At 39.9% G+C, this 20,636-nt stretch carries 19 protein-coding genes; 5 read left to right on the top strand and 14 right to left on the bottom strand.

Annotation, left to right across the window (positions count from 1 at the left end; translation table 11 throughout):
- Positions 1-314: 314 nt before the first annotated feature.
- Together HMPREF1116_RS08230 and tgt are read right to left on the bottom strand one after the other, a co-directional pair.
- Positions 315-2,132, bottom strand: a complete 1,818-nt coding sequence (locus tag HMPREF1116_RS08230) for an acyltransferase family protein (RefSeq protein WP_001220901.1) — start codon at positions 2,130-2,132, stop codon at positions 315-317.
- Positions 2,133-2,264: 132 nt separating this feature from the next.
- Positions 2,265-3,407 (bottom strand): tRNA guanosine(34) transglycosylase Tgt, encoded by a 1,143-nt coding sequence (gene tgt, locus HMPREF1116_RS08235; protein ID WP_000887400.1) that lies wholly within the window; start codon positions 3,405-3,407, stop codon positions 2,265-2,267.
- Between the two features lie 116 nt (positions 3,408-3,523).
- Here tgt and HMPREF1116_RS08240 point away from each other — a divergent pair, with 116 nt between their 5' ends.
- Positions 3,524-4,381 carry a DUF975 family protein gene (locus HMPREF1116_RS08240; protein WP_000876900.1) on the top strand — a complete coding sequence of 286 codons (858 nt, stop codon included), beginning with the start codon at positions 3,524-3,526 and terminating at the stop codon, positions 4,379-4,381.
- Positions 4,382-4,428: 47 nt separating this feature from the next.
- Here HMPREF1116_RS08240 and HMPREF1116_RS08245 read toward each other — a convergent pair whose 3' ends face one another.
- From HMPREF1116_RS08245 to HMPREF1116_RS08280, 8 genes are all read right to left on the bottom strand, one after another.
- A complete protein-coding gene (locus HMPREF1116_RS08245; RefSeq protein WP_000104481.1) occupies positions 4,429-4,791 on the bottom strand; it encodes a DUF1304 domain-containing protein in 363 nt (120 codons plus the stop codon).
- A 10-nt stretch (positions 4,792-4,801) separates the two neighbouring features.
- Positions 4,802-5,227: a MarR family winged helix-turn-helix transcriptional regulator gene (locus HMPREF1116_RS08250; protein WP_000723486.1), complete on the bottom strand. Its 426-nt coding sequence runs from the start codon at positions 5,225-5,227 to the stop codon at positions 4,802-4,804.
- Positions 5,228-5,385: 158 nt separating this feature from the next.
- Positions 5,386-6,249, bottom strand: coding sequence for a DUF2262 domain-containing protein (locus HMPREF1116_RS08255; protein WP_000184918.1), 864 nt, complete (start codon positions 6,247-6,249; stop codon positions 5,386-5,388).
- 149 nt (positions 6,250-6,398) lie between these two features.
- On the bottom strand, positions 6,399-7,487 hold the full coding sequence (locus tag HMPREF1116_RS08260; RefSeq protein WP_000745993.1) for a LysM peptidoglycan-binding domain-containing protein: 1,089 nt from the start codon (positions 7,485-7,487) through the stop codon (positions 6,399-6,401).
- Between the two features lie 177 nt (positions 7,488-7,664).
- Positions 7,665-8,279, bottom strand: a complete 615-nt coding sequence (locus tag HMPREF1116_RS08265) for an HAD-IA family hydrolase (RefSeq protein WP_000719439.1) — start codon at positions 8,277-8,279, stop codon at positions 7,665-7,667.
- Positions 8,280-8,282: 3 nt separating this feature from the next.
- Positions 8,283-9,563, bottom strand: coding sequence for an MATE family efflux transporter (locus tag HMPREF1116_RS08270; RefSeq protein ID WP_000473992.1), 1,281 nt, complete (start codon positions 9,561-9,563; stop codon positions 8,283-8,285).
- Between the two features lie 60 nt (positions 9,564-9,623).
- Complete coding sequence (gene thrC / locus HMPREF1116_RS08275; protein ID WP_000177114.1) at positions 9,624-11,108, bottom strand: threonine synthase; 1,485 nt, start codon at positions 11,106-11,108, stop codon at positions 9,624-9,626.
- A 74-nt stretch (positions 11,109-11,182) separates the two neighbouring features.
- Positions 11,183-12,460 carry a glutamate-cysteine ligase family protein gene (locus tag HMPREF1116_RS08280; protein WP_000075076.1) on the bottom strand — a complete coding sequence of 426 codons (1,278 nt, stop codon included), beginning with the start codon at positions 12,458-12,460 and terminating at the stop codon, positions 11,183-11,185.
- Positions 12,461-12,832: 372 nt separating this feature from the next.
- Between HMPREF1116_RS08280 and adhP the strand changes: the two genes are divergently transcribed.
- From adhP to HMPREF1116_RS08300, 4 genes are all read left to right on the top strand, one after another.
- On the top strand, positions 12,833-13,852 hold the full coding sequence (gene adhP, locus HMPREF1116_RS08285; protein ID WP_000649143.1) for an alcohol dehydrogenase AdhP: 1,020 nt from the start codon (positions 12,833-12,835) through the stop codon (positions 13,850-13,852).
- Positions 13,853-14,203: 351 nt separating this feature from the next.
- The gene (locus HMPREF1116_RS08290) at positions 14,204-15,193 is read left to right on the top strand and encodes a PTS sugar transporter subunit IIB (protein WP_000021981.1); all 990 of its coding nucleotides are present in this window, start codon (positions 14,204-14,206) and stop codon (positions 15,191-15,193) included.
- A 29-nt stretch (positions 15,194-15,222) separates the two neighbouring features.
- The gene (locus HMPREF1116_RS08295; RefSeq protein WP_001280303.1) at positions 15,223-16,035 is read left to right on the top strand and encodes a PTS mannose/fructose/sorbose transporter subunit IIC; all 813 of its coding nucleotides are present in this window, start codon (positions 15,223-15,225) and stop codon (positions 16,033-16,035) included.
- Between the two features lie 14 nt (positions 16,036-16,049).
- Positions 16,050-16,961 (top strand): PTS system mannose/fructose/sorbose family transporter subunit IID, encoded by a 912-nt coding sequence (locus HMPREF1116_RS08300; protein WP_000818311.1) that lies wholly within the window; start codon positions 16,050-16,052, stop codon positions 16,959-16,961.
- Between the two features lie 233 nt (positions 16,962-17,194).
- On the opposite strand, the gene HMPREF1116_RS08305 is transcribed toward HMPREF1116_RS08300, so the two are convergent.
- From HMPREF1116_RS08305 to HMPREF1116_RS08320, 4 genes are all read right to left on the bottom strand, one after another.
- Positions 17,195-17,614, bottom strand: a complete 420-nt coding sequence (locus tag HMPREF1116_RS08305) for a leucine-rich repeat domain-containing protein (protein ID WP_223339927.1) — start codon at positions 17,612-17,614, stop codon at positions 17,195-17,197.
- Between the two features lie 338 nt (positions 17,615-17,952).
- Positions 17,953-18,198 carry a hypothetical protein gene (locus tag HMPREF1116_RS08310; protein ID WP_004238875.1) on the bottom strand — a complete coding sequence of 82 codons (246 nt, stop codon included), beginning with the start codon at positions 18,196-18,198 and terminating at the stop codon, positions 17,953-17,955.
- 165 nt (positions 18,199-18,363) lie between these two features.
- Positions 18,364-18,942, bottom strand: a complete 579-nt coding sequence (locus HMPREF1116_RS08315) for a DUF4230 domain-containing protein (protein ID WP_000493214.1) — start codon at positions 18,940-18,942, stop codon at positions 18,364-18,366.
- A gap of 261 nt (positions 18,943-19,203) precedes the next feature.
- Complete coding sequence (locus HMPREF1116_RS08320) at positions 19,204-20,520, bottom strand: ISL3 family transposase (protein WP_001059646.1); 1,317 nt, start codon at positions 20,518-20,520, stop codon at positions 19,204-19,206.
- Positions 20,521-20,636 lie beyond the last annotated feature (116 nt).

Consider the following 20,636-nt stretch of genomic DNA (forward strand, 5'->3'; position numbering starts at 1 on the left):
TTGATTTCCTAATGCTAAAGCACGGTCATTAATCTTGATGTCTTCTCTCATTGCATTCCCTCCATTTTCTGACTGCACCTATTTTCTCATAATTCTGACAATTTGGCAAGCTTTTCCCAATCAAGACGTGATCCGCCATAAAAACGAAAGCCTAGAGATTGCCAGAGTTGGGCCAAATCACCCAAAGATCTAACAACCTAGAGTAAGACGATATTGCCATAAGTTAGAGAGAGAAGCTTAGAGAATGAATTATTTTCTAAGAAGTACTTTTTAAAAAGAAAAAGTAGAGAAAGGTCATCTCTACTTTTTAGATATTATTTTGACTTCACAGGCTTATCTGCCAAGGCCTTGATAGCTGATGCTATCGTTTCTGCGTAGAGCTTAGCACCCTCTTCTAATTTGGTATTATCACTTCCAAAGTGAACCTGGTCCGTTCCTTTCCAGATGTCTGGATGATCTTTAGACACCTGATTCCAGTCTGCAACCTCAATGTAAGGATACTTTTGAGCTACTTCACGCACATAGCTAGCATACTGTTCTACATAAGGCTGAGTTGCTTGAGTTGTATCACCCTCATAAGGTGTCACAAGTACAAGCTGATGTCCCTTAGGTAGATTTGTTATCAAAGAATCAATATCAGCCTTATAATCCTCAGGGTTATTCACTCCAGTAGCAATAACAACTATTTTAGGGAGGACTTTATTCTGACTGTGGTTGAGCATAATAGCATTGGCTTGCTTGGTATTTCTGCTTACTTGACCATCTGTCTGAGCGTCTGGTAGAACCTCTTTAAGTCCAGGTGTTGCACGCAAGGTTACAGAATCTCCGATAATGGATACACCTTCAGCAATATTGTAGCGACTGGCTTCTGCTTGATCCGCCATGGTTTTTGTACGGGTAATATTGGTTTGAGCTTGATTGAGGCCATTTACCATCAAATCCGTTTCAAAAGCACCGACTTGGGGAGCTATGAGCATCACAATCAGTGTCAGCAAGCTAAGAAAACCGACGCTACCCGCAAAGATTGGTTGAATATGCGGAATTTCTTTTACCCTTTGCAATAAGCTAGTGTTCTTCCCGGCAATGAAAGGTTCAATCACATAGAAAGAAAGGCTTGCAAAGAGATAAGAAAAGATAGTGGTGAGAATCACTGCCGGTAGATTGCTCATCAACTGAGAGAAAATGATATAAAACGGCCAGTGGAAAAGATAAACGGCATAGCTCGTATCAGCTAAGAAGCTAATTACCTTGGGTTCTTCAATCGTCGGAGTTTTCTCATGTAAAACTCGTGCTGCAACGATCATCAAAAGGGCAGCTAAACTTGCCAACAAGAAGCCAAGCAAGTAGGCAAAGAGATAATTGAATTTCACAAAGAAGGTCAATAAGAGTAAAACTCCGAGACCAGCCCCAAATACTAGCAAGGTCTGTTTCAAGTCTAGGGTTTGATTCAAACGTTTGAGAAGAGGTGTCGTATGACGAACTCCTATCAAGGTCGCAAGCACACTTCCTAAAAAGAATGGATAAACATGAGTCAAACTTGAAAAGTAAAGCGTTGAGTATGAGCTAACGATAAAGCTACCAATAAACATTGAAAGAAAGCTAACGACGAAGGTAGCTGAAGATAGTAGAAAGACCATTCCCCGTAGTTGCCCACCTGTTTTGGCTTGCTTAGACATGAGCCAAACTGCCAAGCCCCACAAGATATAGTAATGAACTTCAACCGCTAAACTCCAGTTGTGAACAAAGAGGTGAGGGATAAATTGAGATTCATAACTTCCTCCTGTCAGCATTTCATAGAAGTTAGTCATAAAACCAAGGACACCAGCAATCTGACCACCGATTCCTGCCACATAATCCTGTCGAACCAAGAAAGTAAAAGGCATAACAACCAGGATCATCAAGACGACTGGGGGAAAAATCCGATAGAAGCGTCTCCTGAAAAATCCTAAGATATCGATTTTCCCTTTTTGTCCAAATTCTTCTAACAGGAGTGACGTAATTAGGAAACCTGAGAAGGTGAAAAAGACATCAACCCCGAAGAAACCTCCTGGAAAAACCGTCTGAAAGAAATGGTACAAAAGCACCAAGAGTAAGCCTGTAATCCTGATCAAGGAAAACCATTTAATACGCATACGAGTTTATTCTCCGTTCATTAGAGTAGTTAAAAAACCATCTAATGTTCATTCCATATTACCTTTATTTTATCAAAAAAAGAAGAAAAATCCTAAGAGAAAACTTAGGATTTCAGCTTTAGATTGATAATCTTAGAAATTACGACCTGATTTATTGTAGCCATATTTTTCAACAAAATGCTCACGGAATTCCAAGAGATTGTCATCCATAATAGCCTGACGGACCTGCTTCATGAGATTGAGCAAGAAGTAGAGGTTATGGTAACTTGTCAAGCGGATACCAAAGGTTTCGTCAGCCTTGAGCAAGTGACGAAGGTAGGCACGGGTGTAGTTCTTACATGTGTAGCAATCGCACTCAGGATCAAGTGGGGTAAAGTCCTCCGCAAACTGGGCATTCTTGACAACCAAACGTCCTTGGCTAGTCATACAAGTTCCGTTACGAGCGATACGAGTCGGCAAGACACAGTCAAACATATCAACCCCACGAATAACCCCATCAATCAAGCTATCTGGTGCTCCCACTCCCATCAAGTAGCGAGGTTTGTTTTCAGGAAGGAGTTGAGTGGTGAAGTCCAAAACTGCGTTCATCTCTTCATGAGTTTCACCTACTGCCAACCCTCCGATAGAGTATCCTGGGAAGTCCATGCTGACAAGGTCATGAGCTGACTGACGACGAAGATCTTCAAATCCTGCACCTTGTACAATCCCAAACAAACCTTGGTCATGTGGACGACGATGAGCTTTTAATCCACGCTCAGCCCAACGGCTGGTACGTTCGATTGACTTCTTCACATAATCATAAGGTTGATAAAATTGAGGACATTCGTCAAAGGACATCATAATGTCTGACCCTAGATTGTTTTGGATAGAGATGGCTTTTTCAGGTGATAGAAACATTTTAGAACCATTGAGGTGGTTCTTGAACGTTACCCCTTCTTCTGTGATGTTACGACTATCCGCTAGAGAGTATACTTGGAAACCGCCACTATCTGTCAAGATAGGCTGGTCCCAGTTCATGAACTTGTGAAGACCTCCAGCACGGGCAATGAGTTCATCTCCAGGACGCAGCCACAAGTGATAAGTATTAGATAGGATAATTCCTGACCCCATCTCTTTTAACTCTTCTGGTGATTGGGTTTTGACCGTTGCTTGTGTCCCAACTGGCATAAACATAGGAGTTGGGAAGGTTCCGTGTGGCGTGATAATCTCACCCAGACGAGCTCCCGTGTGTTTTTCTTTTTTAATCAAACGATATTTGATTGGTGAATCTAACATTTTTTACCTCCGAAGCTGGGAAAGACAGTCCCAGTTCTTACTTTGTGCCCAAGGGCATACTGTATGATTCTATCAAAAAAAACAGGAACTGTCACGAACTATGGTATAATGAAAGAATGAAATACCCAAAAATTGATTTAAAAGAAGTTCGTCAACAAGCTAAACAGTTTCAAGCTGAACATCCACGTTTATTGCTTGTCTTTTTATTACCAAGCATTTTCTTGATTCTATCCAGCTTTATCAGACCTTTATCCCTACTTGATGAGGGAATTCTTGAGCAATCCTTCTTTACTTTTTTGATGAGCTTGATCCAGTCCTCACTCTTTCCTCTAGCAGTTGGATTCACAAGTGCTATTATCCTAGCTGGTGCTCTTTTTACAACCATTAATCTTTACAGAATTTCCGAGATAGAGCTTTCTTTTAAAGATAGTCTGTCCTTACTTGACAATCGCTTCTTCACCCAGACCTTTCTGACTCTCTTGCTCAAGCGTTTCTATCTCTTTTTGTGGAGCATCCCTAATCTTTTTGGAGTTTACTTGCTCTTTTACAGCAGTGCTATGGCTCGTAAATTTGTAGAACTTCATCCCGAATTTCCAGCTGTCGACGTCACCAATTCAGATATCGAACACTTCCTACTTACTTTTGCACTTTACTTCTTTGGTAGCGTCTTTCTGATGATTTTGGGAACCATTGCCTATCTGCCGCAATACTACGCTTATTCCCAAGTAGAGCTACTCCTTTGTGATACCCTTGCAATTGGAATTGCCAAGCCAAGTCGCGTACTCAAAACCAGTCGCTTCCTTATGAAAGGCTATAAGTTCCAACGCTTCGTACTTGATTTACAACTCCTACCATGGTATCTTCTTATCTGGATCAGCTTTGGAATTGCGAGCATCCCTTCTTTCCCTTATATCTATAGTAGTCAATTCTTCTTCTATCAAAGATTACTCGAAATCAAGCGGAGAAAAGTTTAATGTGAATGATTAAAACCAGCACCTTCTATGGAAAGTGCTGGTTGTTTTTATTTTAAGAAAAGGATACTCAAGAGTGCTAGGATTGCTGGTCCGCCTTGCTTGAGAATGATTTTTTTATCTGCTGTTAAGGCACCATAAGTCGCTGCTCCTATGACAAACAACACAAAGATTGTTACGATTTCTAAGCTATGTGAGAAATAAATTCCGTAAATAAGAAATACCCCAATCAAGGCATTATAAATTCCTTGGTTTTTAAACAGTGAGGTGACAGATGGTCGAGTCAACTCTTCCTTGTCCATAATAAAGACACGACTGGTTGCATCTGATTGGGTTGCCATACTCTCCAAATAAAAGATATAAAAATGCTCTAGAGCAACAAGGGTTGCTAAAATAGTAGTAATGGTTGACATCGTTTTCTCCTTAAAATTCTATTTTTTCTAAACCTGAGACTAGTTTTGTCAGTAAGGTTGTCAGTTCTTTTTGCTCACCAGTCGATAAGATGCTCTCCATCTGTTCCTTCACCTTCAGGTGACGTTGAGGCGGATTAACCAAGAGTTGATTCTTGGCTTCTTGGGTTAATTCAACTAAGACTTCTCGCTGATTGGCCGGATTACGCTTGCGACTGACATAGCCCTCTGACTCTAGTATCTTAAAATGACGGGTCAAGGCCGCCTGGTCAATCTTTAACTTCTCCTGAACGGCAATCTGGTTGCAGGGTGACTGTTGCAGTAAAAACTGCAGGATTTGATAGCGGGTCAAACTAATTCCCAATTGTTTCTTAAAAAGTTGAGTGATCATCTGATCTGTTAAATGGAGCTGGTACAATAAGTCGTTAATTTTTTTCATTTCTACCTCCCTGCGTAAACTTGATTTGTCAACTATTGACTTATCAAGTATATTGCAGAAAGATTAAAAACGCAACTATTTTGCTTACTCACGAAAAATAGCCTCTTGGTTTCAATCCCAAAAGGCTATTATTTCTATATTCTAGATAAAATCCAGCACTAACCTACCAAATCTGCTCGAAGGATTTCTCCCTCTTTATCAATGACCACTTCGATGGCATGGCCTGCAAAAATTTCTTCACGATCATCATAGTAGAGGGTCAATTCTCCATCTTCGTTGATTGATAGTTCACTCAAGGAAAGTGAGTTGGTAAAATACTCTTCTGTTAACACTACATCATTTTCATCTGAATCTATCCAGTCTTGAGCTGTTTCCCACAGTTCTTTGACAATATAGTCTTTAATCCGAGTATCTTGAACTTGGAAAGTTCCCATAAATTTCTTTAGATCATCAAAAGAACTTGGTGGGAGACTTTCATCTGCACTCGCAGCAAAGATAGCATGAATCTTACCACCCTCGTAAGTGATAAATCCTTCAAACCAAGAATAGGCTCTGTTTAAGGTGAATTCGCCAATATCGTCTTGAATGATGACCGGTTTTTGATAGGTTTCAATCAAGGTCTCTAACCTAGAGTCTGTGGATTGGTCATCTAGGTATTCCAGCAAGTGGTAGCAGTTATTAGCTACTTCTGACATATATGGCTCTAACTCCATGAAGGGGCGTTTTTGGCATTTGATATGATGAATTTTGTAGGGTTCAAAACTAAAGCCCCATCTCTTTTCTTCAAATTCCTCAGGAGTCAATACCCATTCCAAACGTCCCTCACGTTCAGAGAAGTCCTGAGTTTCAACATTGACACTAGCTTTAAAATGAACGGACGGCATTTTACAGCCATCTTTTAAAGAAGCAGCCCCATTTACATTTTGGAGGGTAAAAATCAAGAGTTCAACGATTTCTCCAGTAAATTCCTGTTCAAAATCATCTCTTGTTTTCTCAAATGGAGTTTTTAATCGGTTTGTCATCCTTATCACCCTTTCTCTCTATGCTTAAAATCGTTAGCATAACCTTGTATCCGCTTACATTATATCGTGTTTTAGATTTTATTTCACTTATAAAGTGTGTCATAACAAAAAAAGAAGCGGAAACTCAAGTTCCCAACTTCTCATTATTCTTAGTTCATCGATACGTGTACGTGGTCATAGTGGTTTTCTGTAACGCTTCCACGATCTGGCATTGGATTCCAAGTGTAGGCTGGTCCGTATTTGCTATCGAATGGTGCATAGAAACGTTGTTTCCAGATGATGTAGCTGATGCCACGGCTAGCCATATTTTGGATAGCATAATCTGCAATTTGGTCCCCAAGAGCAGAGCTTACTGGAACCATAAAGTCAATGGCAAGACCTTTTCCGTGGTCGCCACTATCTCCTGGACGGTAACCACTAAATGACGTGATTCCGAACAAATTAGCTACTTCCTCTTTAAAGGCAGCCGTTTGTGGCTGAAGACCTGCATTTTCTGATTTTGAAGCTGCAATACTTGCATAATCAGGTGCTGCTGGTGCTGCATAAGTCGCTGATGAACCTTGGCTTGCTTCAGCTTGATAAGTTGATGGTGCTGATTGAGTCTCTGTTACAGTCTCTGTAACTGGTGCTTCTGTTGTAGTCGTTTCTTCCACTACAGGTGTTTCTGCGACCGGCTCTTCTACTGGTGCTGAAACTTCTGTAACGGCTCCTGTTGTTGTTTCTGCTGCAGATTCTTCTGCTGGTGTTGCAACTTCTGTAACAGCTTCTGTTGTTGCTTCTGCCACTGGCTCAGCTACAGTTGTTTCTGCAACTGGTTGAGTTAAATCTTCAACCTGTACAGTTTGGTCATCTACAGTGACTTGGTTGGTTGTCAAATCTGCTGTTGCAGTTGTACCTTCGCCTCCTTGAACTGTATCAGGGGTTTGAATTTCAACCTCTGTCACTTCTTCTTTTTCATTTACAGTTGTTGTAAGGACTGTCTCAGGGAAGATCAAATCAATATTGCTGATCTTGTTCAAGTTAGCAAGAACGGTCACATCCACTCCCAAAGCTTCGGCAATGGTACTTAAGGTATCACCATACTGAATCGTATAGCTTGTTTTATTCTCACTCTTGGTAACATCGTTTTGAATTTGCTCAACACTACGCGCTGTCCACACTAATTCTTCTGCTTGAGTTGCCAAGGCAGGGGCAAAAGATAATGCTACTGTTGATGCTAAAATAATTCTTTTCTTCATACTATTCAAACTCCTTTTCAAATGTAGTACCTGTCTATCATAACACAAAGAAAATAGAAAAAAAGCCCTTTTGGGGCTATTTAACAGAACTGTACATTCGTTGTAACAAATCACATTACTTGAAATAGTTTGTTAGTTTCCTGTCATCAGGCTGACACATTCTTCTTGAAGAAAATTCTAGAAGGAAAGCGAACTAATATCTTCTAAACGCTCTATCTGTTGATTACAAGTTGCAGGTGAGGCAAGAAAATTGATACTCTGAATCCCACTATTTTGAGCAAATTCGATATCCAAAGTCCGATCACCGATATAATAAGTTTGCTGAGGATCTAGTTCATACTTATCTATAAGATAAATCGCAGCTTCTGGACTAGGCTTCCGAGAAAAGCCACTTTGATTGGTTAAAATTTCTGTGAAATAGTGGGCCAAACCCAAATTCTCCAAAATTGTAAAAGCATTGTCCCCTTTATGGGTATAAACAAACTGCTCAATCCCTTGCTGATCTGCCCAAGCTAAGATTTCACGCGCCCCTGGCATCAGAACAACTTGAGCATTCTTCTCAGCCAAGCTCTGAGCACGAACCTGATTGAGCATATCTGCATCCAAGCCTCTTTCTTCTCCCACCTTTTCCAACAGATCTTGAACGGAAGTTTGTAGAATAAAGGCACGAACCTCAGCCTTATCATAAGGAATGTCAAACTGGTCAAAAGTCTCTTCGATTCCTGCTAAAATAGCCTCATAAGAGTCCAACAAGGTCCCATCTAAATCCCAGATAAATCCAATTTTTTTCATATGTCATCCTTTCAAAGAGATATATTGCTTATAACGATAGTGCAGGAAGAACCAGCGAAAACCATTATCCAAAAGCGTTCCTGCCCAAATACCAGGCAAGCCCCATCCAAGAACAATTCCCATCAGATACCCTGTTCCGATACGGATACACCACATTCCGATACTTGTCGCATAAAAGGGGAGGCGTGCATTTCCCAAACCCTGCCAGACAGCTGTATAAATGACTGTTCCCGTCGTCATAGGAGTTCCTAGTAGAGAGAACAGCGTCACCATAACACTGGCTTCAATAGCCACAGGATTGCTGGTATAGAGGTGACTTAGGGGCGTTCCGAGAGCATAGATACTAAGAGTTAAGGGCAACATAAGAAAGAGGGATAGCCAAAAAGTTTGCTTACTTAAGTTGTCTACCCTTGCCCAATCATCTTCTCCAACTGCTCGAGCTACCTGCATGACTGTTGCTGTAGCAACACCAAAGGCTGGCATATAGTTAAACTGAGTCAAGACTTCACCGATAGCATTTCCTGCGACTGCCTCAGTTCCGAAAGAAACAACCAAGGCAATAATGACCACATCTCCAGCTCGCATCATGAGACGTTCTCCCGCTGCAGGTAAAGCCAAAGTCAGTAAGTCTTTGTCCAGTCCAAAGCTTGGTCTCGTATATGGAAGTTTTAATTGTGACCATAAAATCACAACCCCAACCAAACGAGATAGGATGGTTCCCCAGGCTACACCAGCTATGCCCATATCAAGGATGAAAATAGCTAGACTTGAAAAGAGAATATTCAAGGCATTGGATAAAAGACTCACATAAAGGGGAAGACGCGGATTGTGGGTGGCACGAATCAAGGCACCCAGACTAGTCATCAAGCCCAAGAGAACAATTGTCCCACCGACCAAAGCTAGGTATAGTCCTCCACTCTCAGCTACAGACGCTTCTGTCCCCAAAAGACCAATCATCTCTCGACCGGCAAAGATGGACAAGAACCCTAAAATCAAGCTCAAAAGCAAGGTTATCTTGAGCGCTTCTGTCACATGGTAGGCTAGTCTAGACTGGTCCTTCTGCCCCAAACTTTTTGAAATGACGCTGGAAATAGCTGCTCCCAAAGCAATAAAAATAGCCTGGTAAATGGTGATGATATTACCCGCTACAGACACACCCGAAATGGCGATTAAGCCCAGATGGGCCACCAGATAGCTATCCACCATGCCCATGAGCATCTGCAAGAAATTTTCACCCATGGCTGGCAGGGCTATGTTGAGAATGTCTTTATTTTTCTTAAACAATCCTTCCTCCTGATGAAAAGAAACTCAGTTAGTTGCCCAACCGAGTTTACTTCCTCTGTTTTAAAGTCCTAGATAAGATTCTACTGCTGCCTGCATATCTGCCGCTGCAACAGTTGTCTTGTGACGAACCGGAGCTGTTTCGAGGCCATCAACTGCTGGTGGCACTGCCACTCCTGAAATTTTGTGCAACTGAGCCAAAGCTTCAAAGTCGGTCAAGCCTGATTTCCCTGTTACAGCTTCTACTGCAACTACTGGGAATTTATATGGACTAGCTGTTGAAGCAATTACGGTCTTAGCCACATCACCTGTCCCCGCTTGGTATTTTTTATATACGGCCGAAGCAACTGCTGTATGAGGGTCCTCAATATAAGCATCTGACTCATAAACACGCTTGATTTCTGCTGCAGTTTCTGCTTCCGTCGCATACTCAGCTGCAAAAAGGTCAAGGTTTTCTTCATCAAAATCTGTCAACTCATACTGACCTTGAGTGTTCAAAGCATTCATAAGTTCAGCTGTCTTAACCGCATCATTTCCCAAAAGATGGAAAATCAAGCGCTCTAAGTTTGAAGACACTAAGATATCCATAGATGGACTAGTGGTTACCTTAAACTCACGCTTCTTGTCATAGACACGAGTTTTAAAGAAGTCTGTCAAGACATTGTTGTCATTTGAAGCACAGATCAACTTGCCGACTGGTAGGCCGATTTGTTTAGCGTAAAAGGCAGCCATGATATTTCCAAAGTTTCCTGTCGGTACTGTGAAGTTTACTTTTTCACCAGCATTAATTTCGCCAGTTTTAACAAGCTGAGCGTAGGCATAAACATAATAGACAATCTGTGGTACCAAACGACCAATATTCATAGAGTTAGCTGACGAGAACTGGAGCTTGTTGGCTGCCAATTTCTCACGAAGAGCCACATCATTGAACATATGTTTCACGTTTGTCTGAGCATCGTCAAAGTTTCCATCAATGGCGATAACATGGGTATTTTTGCCCGTTTGAGTTGTCATTTGCAACTCTTGTACCTTGCTGACACCGTCTTTTGGATAAAAGACGATAATTTCAGTACCTGGAACATCCGCGAATCCTGCCATAGCAGCTTTCCCAGTATCTCCAGACGTCGCTGTCAAGATGACAATCTTGTTTTCCAAGCCGTGTTTCTTAGCTGCCGTTGTCATAAAGTAAGGCAAGATAGACAAGGCCATATCCTTGAAGGCAATGGTTGAACCGTGGAAAAGTTCCAAGTTGTATTGGCCATCAAGTTTTACAAGAGGGGCAATTGCTGGTGTATCAAACTTGCTGTCATAGGCGTTGGTGATACAGTAGTCCAACTCTTCTGCTGTAAAGTCATCCAAGAAAGCTGACAAGACAAGCTTAGCTACTTCTTGGTAAGAAGCGTCTTTCAATGTGCCAAAATCCAAGTCCACCTTTGGATAGCTAACTGGAGTAAACAAGCCTCCATCTGTTGCCAAACCTTGCAAAATCGCTTGGCTGGCTGTTACTGTATTTTTCGCATCACGCGTTGATTGATAAACTAATGTCATAAATCTCTATCCTTTATCTATAGTCTCATCCATTATAACATGATTTTTCAGAAAATTCTCCCTTTATAAGAAAATTATAGAGTCAATTTTTCTTTCAAAGGCTCTAAATAGGTCATTTCTTGCTGATCTCTCATCTTAAGACCTTGCTCTGCTATAGCTAGCAAGTCTTTGGAGAACTGGACAATCCCAGCTATCTCCTCATCTGAAAGCTGTTTCTTAGAAAACTGACGTCTCAAAGACTTGTAGTCACGACCAAAACTTTCAAAGAAAGAAGCTGTTTCTAGGTAAGCTTCAAGCTTGTCTAGATTCACCAACAAACCTAGATGAAAGGCTGCTGAAGCAAAGGTTCGGTCTAGCGGCTGTGTACAAACACTACGAAATTCGACCGTTCCTCGTGTTGTTAAATCTTGGAATTGGTAGCTACGGTGCGTTTGGAAATCCTTTTCTAGAGGAACAAGAAGAGTTTCTTTCCCATTTAGAGTATAAGCATGAATCTCGTCAGTAGCTAGGTAATCTCTAGCTTGAATCGGAGAAAAATAATAGGTTTCTCCATCTCGTTCTGATGTGAAAATCGCAGAATGGTCTAAATAATCAAAGAAATCATCCTCATCTTTAAAGAGTCTGGTATTGACACCAACATTCTCTGGATAAATTCCATGCATGGAATCTTCCCAAAAAATATCTCGTGAAATCAAAGTATCCCAGTCTGCTCCCGAAAACTGAGAATTGGCAAACAGGTAAGCTTTAGCTGCCTCAAGCTGAGTGAATGCATTGATGACACGTAGGTAGTTAGCAGTCGATACATCCAACTGAACTTGGCTCCCACAGATAAAGGCTCCATATTGTGGAAAGTCATGTAAAGAAACAGATTCCTGATTGTTGCCCATCTTCAGATAGTCCAATAACATCTGGTAGCGAGGATATGCGACAGGCCTATTATCATTGATATCCCAATTCGGGTGAATCCCCCAACCTTGAATAGCATGTTCCTTTTCTCCTAGCTTCTCCTGAATTACTTCCATATAGGCTCTAAAGCGCTCTTCCACTTCCTGAATACTCTTTGCCTTCCCAAAAGCAAACTCCAAGGTCGTGTAAGAAACCTCAAACAAAATCCGATCTTGACTCATCGGTTCTACAAGTTGAATTGGATTGCCATCCTGGTCCTCCTTTTCAACTTTCAGACTGAGAGCATCCACCAAAAAGCGCAACAAATCCTTGCTGACTTCAATATCTGTAGGTTTCCCTTTCGTATGAACAATCGGAAACTCCAACTCAATACCGACGTAGAGGTCTGGATTTTCTTTGATATTTTTTAGATAACGATTTTTCAATAACTTGATAGAAGGGGACATACATACCTCTCACTCTAACTTCTCTTACTAGAAACGATAATTGCTTTCTATATTATACCAAAATCCCCTCGAGAAAGAACTCAGAAAAATTCTGAAAACCTTAAAGAGGCGATATAAAAGTCAACTTTTCTAGCATTTATAGGTATTTACTCGCCAATACATCAATCTTACTTGTTCAATTTTCACAGTCTGATCAACCAGTTAAGCGATTACATAGTTTTTTACCTCAAAACTATTGTACCATATTAAATATCGTGATATACTTCACATATAAGTAAATAAGAGGGCGGTTCAAATTCGACTTCACTTGAAAGCTTTTCAAGCCAAGCCCCTTTTCCTCTGCACCTCAACGACTAATCAAGGAGGATAGCTATGAAAGCTGTTGTTGTAAATCCAGAAGGCACTGGTGTTGCTATTGAAGAAAAAGTTCTCCGTCCACTCGAAACTGGGGAAGCTCTTGTAGAAGTTGAGTACTGTGGTGTCTGCCACACTGACCTCCACGTTGCACATGGTGACTTTGGTAAAGTTCCAGGACGCGTTCTCGGTCACGAAGGTATCGGTATCGTCAAAGAAGTTGCTCCTGATGTTAAAAGCCTAAAAGTTGGTGACCGTGTCAGCGTAGCTTGGTTCTTTGAAGGCTGTGGTATGTGTGAATACTGTACAACTGGGCGTGAGACTCTTTGCCGTACAGTTAAAAATGCTGGCTACTCAGTAGATGGTGGTATGGCTGAACAATGTATCGTAACTGCAGATTATGCTGTTAAGGTTCCAGAAGGGCTCGATCCAGCCCAAGCTTCTTCTATCACTTGTGCCGGTGTTACCACATACAAGGCTATCAAAGAAGCAAAAGTTGAGCCAGGTCAATGGGTTGTCCTCTATGGTGCTGGAGGTCTTGGTAACTTGGCTGTTCAATACGCTAAAAAAGTGTTCAACGCTCACGTTATCGCAGTAGATATTAACAACGATAAACTTGCCCTAGCTAAAGAAGTTGGTGCAGATATCGTGATTAACGGTCTTGAAGTCGAAGATGTCCCAGGCCTTATCAAAGAAAAGACAAACGGTGGTGCTCACTCAGCTGTCGTAACAGCTGTATCAAAAGTTGCCTTTAACCAAGCAGTTGACTCTGTTCGTGCAGGCGGTCGTGTAATAGCTGTCGGTCTCCCATCTGAAATGATGGATCTTAGCATCGTCAAAACAGTTCTTGACGGTATCCAAGTCATCGGTTCCCTTGTTGGAACACGTAAAGATTTGGAAGAAGCCTTCCAATTTGGTGCTGAAGGTCTCGTTGTTCCAGTCGTTCAAAAACGTCCTGTCGAAGATGCCATTGCTGTCTTTGATGAAATGGCTGCTGGTACCATCCAAGGTCGCATGGTTTTAGACTTTACCCACTAAGATAAATAATAAATGCCAAAACGAGGTCGGGACAGAAGATCCCACCTCGTTTTTTTGTAATAAAATTTTGACACGACAACTAATTGGACTTGGGGCACTTTTTAGACGCCCAAGAGCACTACTGACGAAAACTTCCTAGTTCCTCTGCTTTTTTATATTAAATTTTTTTACCATTTTATAGACTATTTTATAAAAAGTTGATATATCAATATTTACAAAGATGAAACTTTGAGATTTTTTTCACTCTTTATTATAATTAGTTGCTTTTTTTCTGAAAACGATTTATACTTAAGGAGTCTTAAAGTTTTCTTAAACTACAAGTCAAACATTTTATAAGGAGGAATGACAATAATGAGTATCGGAATCATTATTGCGAGCCACGGTGAATTTGCCGCGGGTATTCATCAGTCAGGATCTATGATCTTTGGTGAACAAGAAAAGGTTCAAGTTGTAACCTTTATGCCAAACGAAGGTCCAGATGATTTATACGCCAAGTTCAACAATGCTGTGGCTGCATTTGACGCAGAAGATGAGGTTCTAGTCTTGGCTGACCTTTGGAGTGGATCTCCATTTAACCAAGCTAGCCGCGTAATGGGAGAAAATCCTGAGCGTAAATTTGCCATCATCACAGGACTTAACTTGCCGATGTTGATTCAAGCCTACACAGAGCGCCTCATGGATGCTAATGCTGGAGTGGATAAAGTCGCTGCGAACATCATTAAAGAAGCCAAAGATGGCATCAAGGCTCTTCCAGAAGAGCTAAACCCAGCTGAGGAAGTTGCAACTGCTGCAGCTGCTCCTGTAGCCCAAGCTGCTATTCCAGAAGGAACTGTTATTGGAGACGGTAAATTGAAAATCAATCTTGCTCGTCTTGATACACGTCTTCTTCACGGACAAGTCGCAACTGCTTGGACACCAGATTCAAAAGCAGACCGTATCATCGTTGCTTCAGATAACGTTGCAAACGACGATCTTCGTAAAGAGTTGATCAAACAAGCTGCTCCTAACGGAGTAAAAGCTAACGTTGTACCAATCAAAAAATTGATTGAGGTTGCAAAAGATCCTCGTTTTGGTGAAACACACGCCCTTATCTTGTTTGAAACACCTCAAGATGCCCTTCGTGCTATCGAAGGCGGTGTGCCAATCAAGACTCTTAACGTTGGTTCAATGGCTCACTCAACTGGTAAAACAATGATCAACAACGTATTGTCAATGGACAAAGACGACGTTGCTACATTTGAAAAAATGCGTGATCTTGGTGTTGAATTTGACGTACGTAAAGTACCAAACGACACGAAAAAAGATTTGTTTGACTTGATTAGCAAAGCTAACGTTCAATAATTAAAACTAAATAGAAAAGGAATAAAACCATGTCAGATATTTCATTCATTTCTGCTATCTTGGTTGTAGTTGTTGCCTTCTTCGCAGGTCTTGAAGGTATCCTCGACCAATTCCAATTCCATCAACCAATCGTAGCATGTACCCTTATCGGTCTTGTAACTGGTAACCTCGAAGCAGGGGTTATGCTTGGTGGATCACTTCAAATGATCGCCCTTGGTTGGGCTAACATCGGAGCTGCCGTAGCTCCTGACGCTGCCCTTGCCTCTGTTGCTGCTGCAATCATCATGATCAAAGGTGGTAACTTTACTACTGAAGGTATCGCAGTCGCAACTGCAACTGCAATCCCTCTTGCAGTAGCTGGACTTTTCTTGACTATGATCGTTCGTACAATCTCAGTTGGTTTGGTTCACACTGCTGACGCTGCTGCTAAAGAAGGAAACATTGCTGCTGTTGAACGCGCTCACTACTTTGCCCTTGCTCTTCAAGGTCTACGTATTGCTATCCCAGCTGCACTCTTGCTTGCAATGCCAACTGAAGCCGTTCAAGGCGTATTGGAACTTATGCCAGAATGGCTTAAAGGTGGTATGGCTGTCGGTGGTGCTATGGTCGTTGCCGTTGGTTACGCTTTGGTTATCAACATGATGGCTACTCGTGAAGTATGGCCATTCTTCGCTATCGGTTTTGCTCTTGCAGCAATCTCTCAATTGACTTTGATTGCCCTTGGTGTCATCGGTGTTGCCCTTGCCTTCATCTACCTCAACCTTTCTAAACAAGGCGGAAACGGTGGCGGAGGAGCTGCAACTTCTAACGATCCAATCGGTGATATCCTAGAAGACTACTAGAAAGGGGAACAATCATGGCTGAAAAAATTCAATTATCAAAATCAGATCGCCAAAAAGTTTGGTGGCGTTCACAATTCCTTCAAGGTTCTTGGAACTACGAACGTATGCAAAACTTGGGTTGGGCTTACTCTTTGATCCCAGCTATCAAGAAACTTTACACTAAAAAAGAAGACCAAGCTGCTGCTCTTGAGCGTCACCTTGAGTTCTTCAATACTCACCCATACGTAGCTGCTCCAATCATGGGGGTTACTCTTGCACTTGAAGAAGAACGCGCAAACGGTACTGACATCGATGACGCTGCTATCCAAGGTGTTAAGATTGGTATGATGGGACCTCTTGCTGGTATCGGTGACCCAGTCTTCTGGTTTACAGTACGTCCTATCCTCGGTGCCCTTGGTGCATCACTTGCTGCGACTGGTAATATCGTCGGACCTCTTCTCTTCTTCTTTGGATGGAATGCAATCCGTATGTCTTTCCTTTGGTATACACAAGAGTTTGGTTACAAGGCTGGATCTGAAATCACTAAAGATATGTCTGGTGGTATCTTGAAAGACATCACTAAAGGAGCTTCTATCCTTGGTATGTTCATCCTTGCCGTTCTTGTACAACGTTGGGTATCGATCAACTTCACTATCAACCTTCCAGGTAAACAATTGTCAGAAGGTGCCTACATCGTATTCCCAGAAGGTCCTGTTACAGGTGGAGAATTGAAGGGAATCCTTGGTCAAGCACTTAGCGGATTGAGCTTGGATAGCGTTCAACCACAAACCCTTCAAGGTCAGTTGAACTCATTGATCCCAGGATTGATGGGACTTCTCCTTACTTTCCTTTGCATGTGGTTGCTTAAGAAAAAAGTATCTCCAATCACAATCATTCTTGCCCTCTTTGTAGTTGGTATCGCAGCTCGTTTCTTCGGTATCATGTAATTTCGGTGAGAATTTACAAACAAAAAAGAATCAGGTTTATCACCTGATTCTTTTGGCTCTTTGTCAAATAGTGTTGATGAAGAACCTAATGAAAAAAGAATCCAACAAAAATTGGACTACCTGTCTCCGGTTGGATACCGAAGACGGTAGCCCTAGGGTGTTTTTATTAAATTCTCACTTTTTGGGGTCAGTCCCTAAGCCTGATAGTAATTTTTTGTTCATACTATTCCCCTTTAGTCATTTACTACTTTAAGTTGCATTGCTTTAGCTACTTCTTCTGCCTTTGATCCCTTAGGTGTATGGATTTCTACATCTGGGTTACAGTTATCCACAAAATAGAAGTATTCTGTAATTTCTGTTACACTTGCTGGAATTGTAATAGATTTAATTGATGATGTCCCCCAGAATACTAATGTTCCAATACTCTTTGTTCCTTCTGGGAATACAACTGATTCTAATGAACTGTCAGAGTTGAAAACATCATCTTCTACTGTTTCTATTGACTTACCAAAGTGGACATACTTTAACTTATTGTCAATCGTAAACGCACCTTTTCCAATATATCGTACTGTATCTGGTAAAACGATTGCCTCACAATGTTTCAAGTTCGCAAGACCACGTTCTCCAATTGCGATAACAGGTTTACCTTTAATTTCCTTTGGTACACGAACAACCTTATCGTCAGAAGTACAACTATAGATGACATAACCTTCTTCCCATAAATATACGCATGTTAATATATTAATATCTTTAAGGATTTATAACTATAGTTCCTTAATTTTCCCAGTAAAAAAACGAAAGGCACCACAAGTTATTTATGTGTTTTCTTTAAACGATTCATGTACTTCTGTCGCAACTTCTCACCCGCCTTTAATTGCGGTTGCGATAGATTGAGGACCTAAATATGCATCCCCTGTTATTAGTTCATTTCTATTGTATTCTGATGTTGACCGAAAGTCAAATTTTTACCTTTCATCTAGAACACTAAAGTCTACTTTTGTTCAATTGCTGCAACGACAAGGTCACATGGAATAATATGTTCACTACCTGCCACTTCATGCGTTGATCTTCTTCCACTTTCATCTGATTCACCAAGTTCCATTGTAATAACCTTTACACCAGTTACTTTCCCACTCTCATCACGCAATACTTCTTTAATATTCTCTAAGAAATGGAATGTAACACCTTCATTGTGTGCATCTTTGATTTGTAGTGTAGCTTCTAGTATATTGTTCATATGGTCATCATCTTTTGTTTTAGGTTTCAGCGCTTTTAATATAATGGATGTTGGCCTTTTTGTATACACTAAAATAGGGTTGGTGGAAAATTTCCATCAACCCTAAAAATTATAGAACCACACAAAACCCTGACCAGAGATGGCCAGGGTTTTGTATTTCAAAAATTATTCTGTAAATTCTATAGTTACTTTTACTTCAGAATCCATTGAAGAAAATATTGTTTTATAATAATTGATTGCAGATTCTTTAATTTCACTCTTAAATTTATCTAAATACTCTGCTTGTTTATCACTAGAAAGTTGGTTAGCGACCAATTTCCCAGTATCAATATCTTCTGTAGTTCCACTTAATAACTCTCCATGACTATCATATAAATCATAAGGATTATCTTTTGAAAGTTCAACACCAATTACTTCCAATTTTGGAACAATAACCTTATATTCTTTTTCGCTTATTTGTTCAACCTTTACACTACTTTTAATTCCAAATTTAGCTTTATAATTTAAAATTACTAATGCTGCTTTTTTAGAGAACGGCACATCAAACTCAAAAACTTGAGTTGTTTTTGTTTCAGAAATAATTTCATTAATTCCCGCATTCAAAAATACAACTTCATTCACTTTTTCAATACTTTCGATATTAATTGACGATTTGACTTCTGATTTATGTTCCTTAGGTAAGAAAAATAGCACTCCAATAGCTATAATAGCTATTAATACCACATTCAATAGTACACTAAACATATTAACTTTCTTCTTTAATATAGACAAGATAAAAAAACCTCACTTTAAATAATCTATCTAAATTTTACACATTCTAAAGAAAATAGTCAATATTTTTTCGTACTATCTTCTAAAATTAATTGTGCCTATTAAAAATGAAATTAGTTTGTTGCATTTGATTATATTTTTTGAACACCAAATCCATTTAAAATTGAGTGCTATTTTGAGCACTAAAAAAGGGCTCTTTGTCAAATAGTGTTGATGAAGAAATTTAGGAAGGGATTAAGCAACTAATTGTTGCTTAATTCCTTTTTGTTTTGGGCCAAACATTTTTGTTATTAAAATAATCCTATTTCTAAAATGGTAATAGTTTCTAAAGCCGTAGGCATTTCTTTTAAGCACTTTTATTTTATTGTTTATTCCTTCAATAGGGCCATTTGTTCTAGTTGGATACTCACAAGTATTTTGAATATATGGCAAGTAAGTCATAAGAGTCTTTAATACTCTTTTTAAACCAGGAGATAGGTCTAATTGCGTAGCTGCTTCAATCGTTTCCTTGAATTCTATATAATCTCTATCCTGTATACATTCACGAAGTGAATGTACAACCTCATAATCATTTTTAAGAGATGGATTTTTTTCTAAGATATAATCTACAATTCCTTTACTTGTTATGAAGCTTTCAAAAAGCTTATAACGATTATATTTATAGTTCTGAAGTTCATTAGAGTTCTTTAAAATTAACTTCCAATAATGTTTTAACTTTCGATATAATTTAGAGTCTTTATAGCGATGCTTATTCATGACACGTACCCGAGTTCGATTTAATTCTCTATTTAAGGCTTGTACGATATGAAAAGGATCAATGATAATTTTAGCGTTAGGAAACATTTCTTTTATTAATTGAATGTACGGTAAGTACATGTCGATGGAGATAGTTTTTACCTTTAATCTAGTCTTAGGCTCAAAACGATGAAAATACTTTTTCAAGCTGTAAGATTTTCTATCTCGTACAACATCGACCAGCTTGTGTGTAGTGCTATCACAAATAATGAAGCTCATATTACTATCGGAAGATTTGACGGATTTAAATTCATCAAAACACAAATGCTCAGGTAAATCGTGTAATGGTTTAATCTTTAGTAAACGTGTTGTATCATCTATGATACGTCTTACCGTATGAACTGAAACATTTGTTTCTTTTGCGATATAGGTTTCAGATACTGTTTCACTTATTTTTGATTTAATTTCGTTTTTTAAGCGTTTAGAGATATGACAGTGTTTTTCTACGATTCGACTAGTGTCTGCGGTAAATGAAGAGCCGCATTCTCTACAGAGAAATCTCTGCTTGCGTAGATTTAAGTAGGCCGCTAGGCCTGAAACAGAACAGAGAGTGATACGAGATGTTTTCGTGCCGTTTTTAACGATATTATTATTTCGGCTAACACACCCACAAACGGTACAAAATTCTGGTTTATGCGTATAAGTAGCTGCATAAAATAAAGATTTTCTCTTTTTAAATATCTTCTCTTGAACTTTATTATCCCAAATAATGTTTTTATCTTTGATTTGTAGTGTAGCTTCTAGTATATTGTTCATATGGTCATCATCTTTTGTTTTAGGTTTCAGCGCTTTTAATATAATGGATGTTGGCCTTTTTGTATACACTAAAATAGGGTTGGTGGAAAATTTCCATCAACCCTAAAAATTATAGA

The sequence above is a fragment of the Streptococcus sp. SK140 genome, assembly GCF_000259525.1.
GTDB lineage: Bacteria > Bacillota > Bacilli > Lactobacillales > Streptococcaceae > Streptococcus.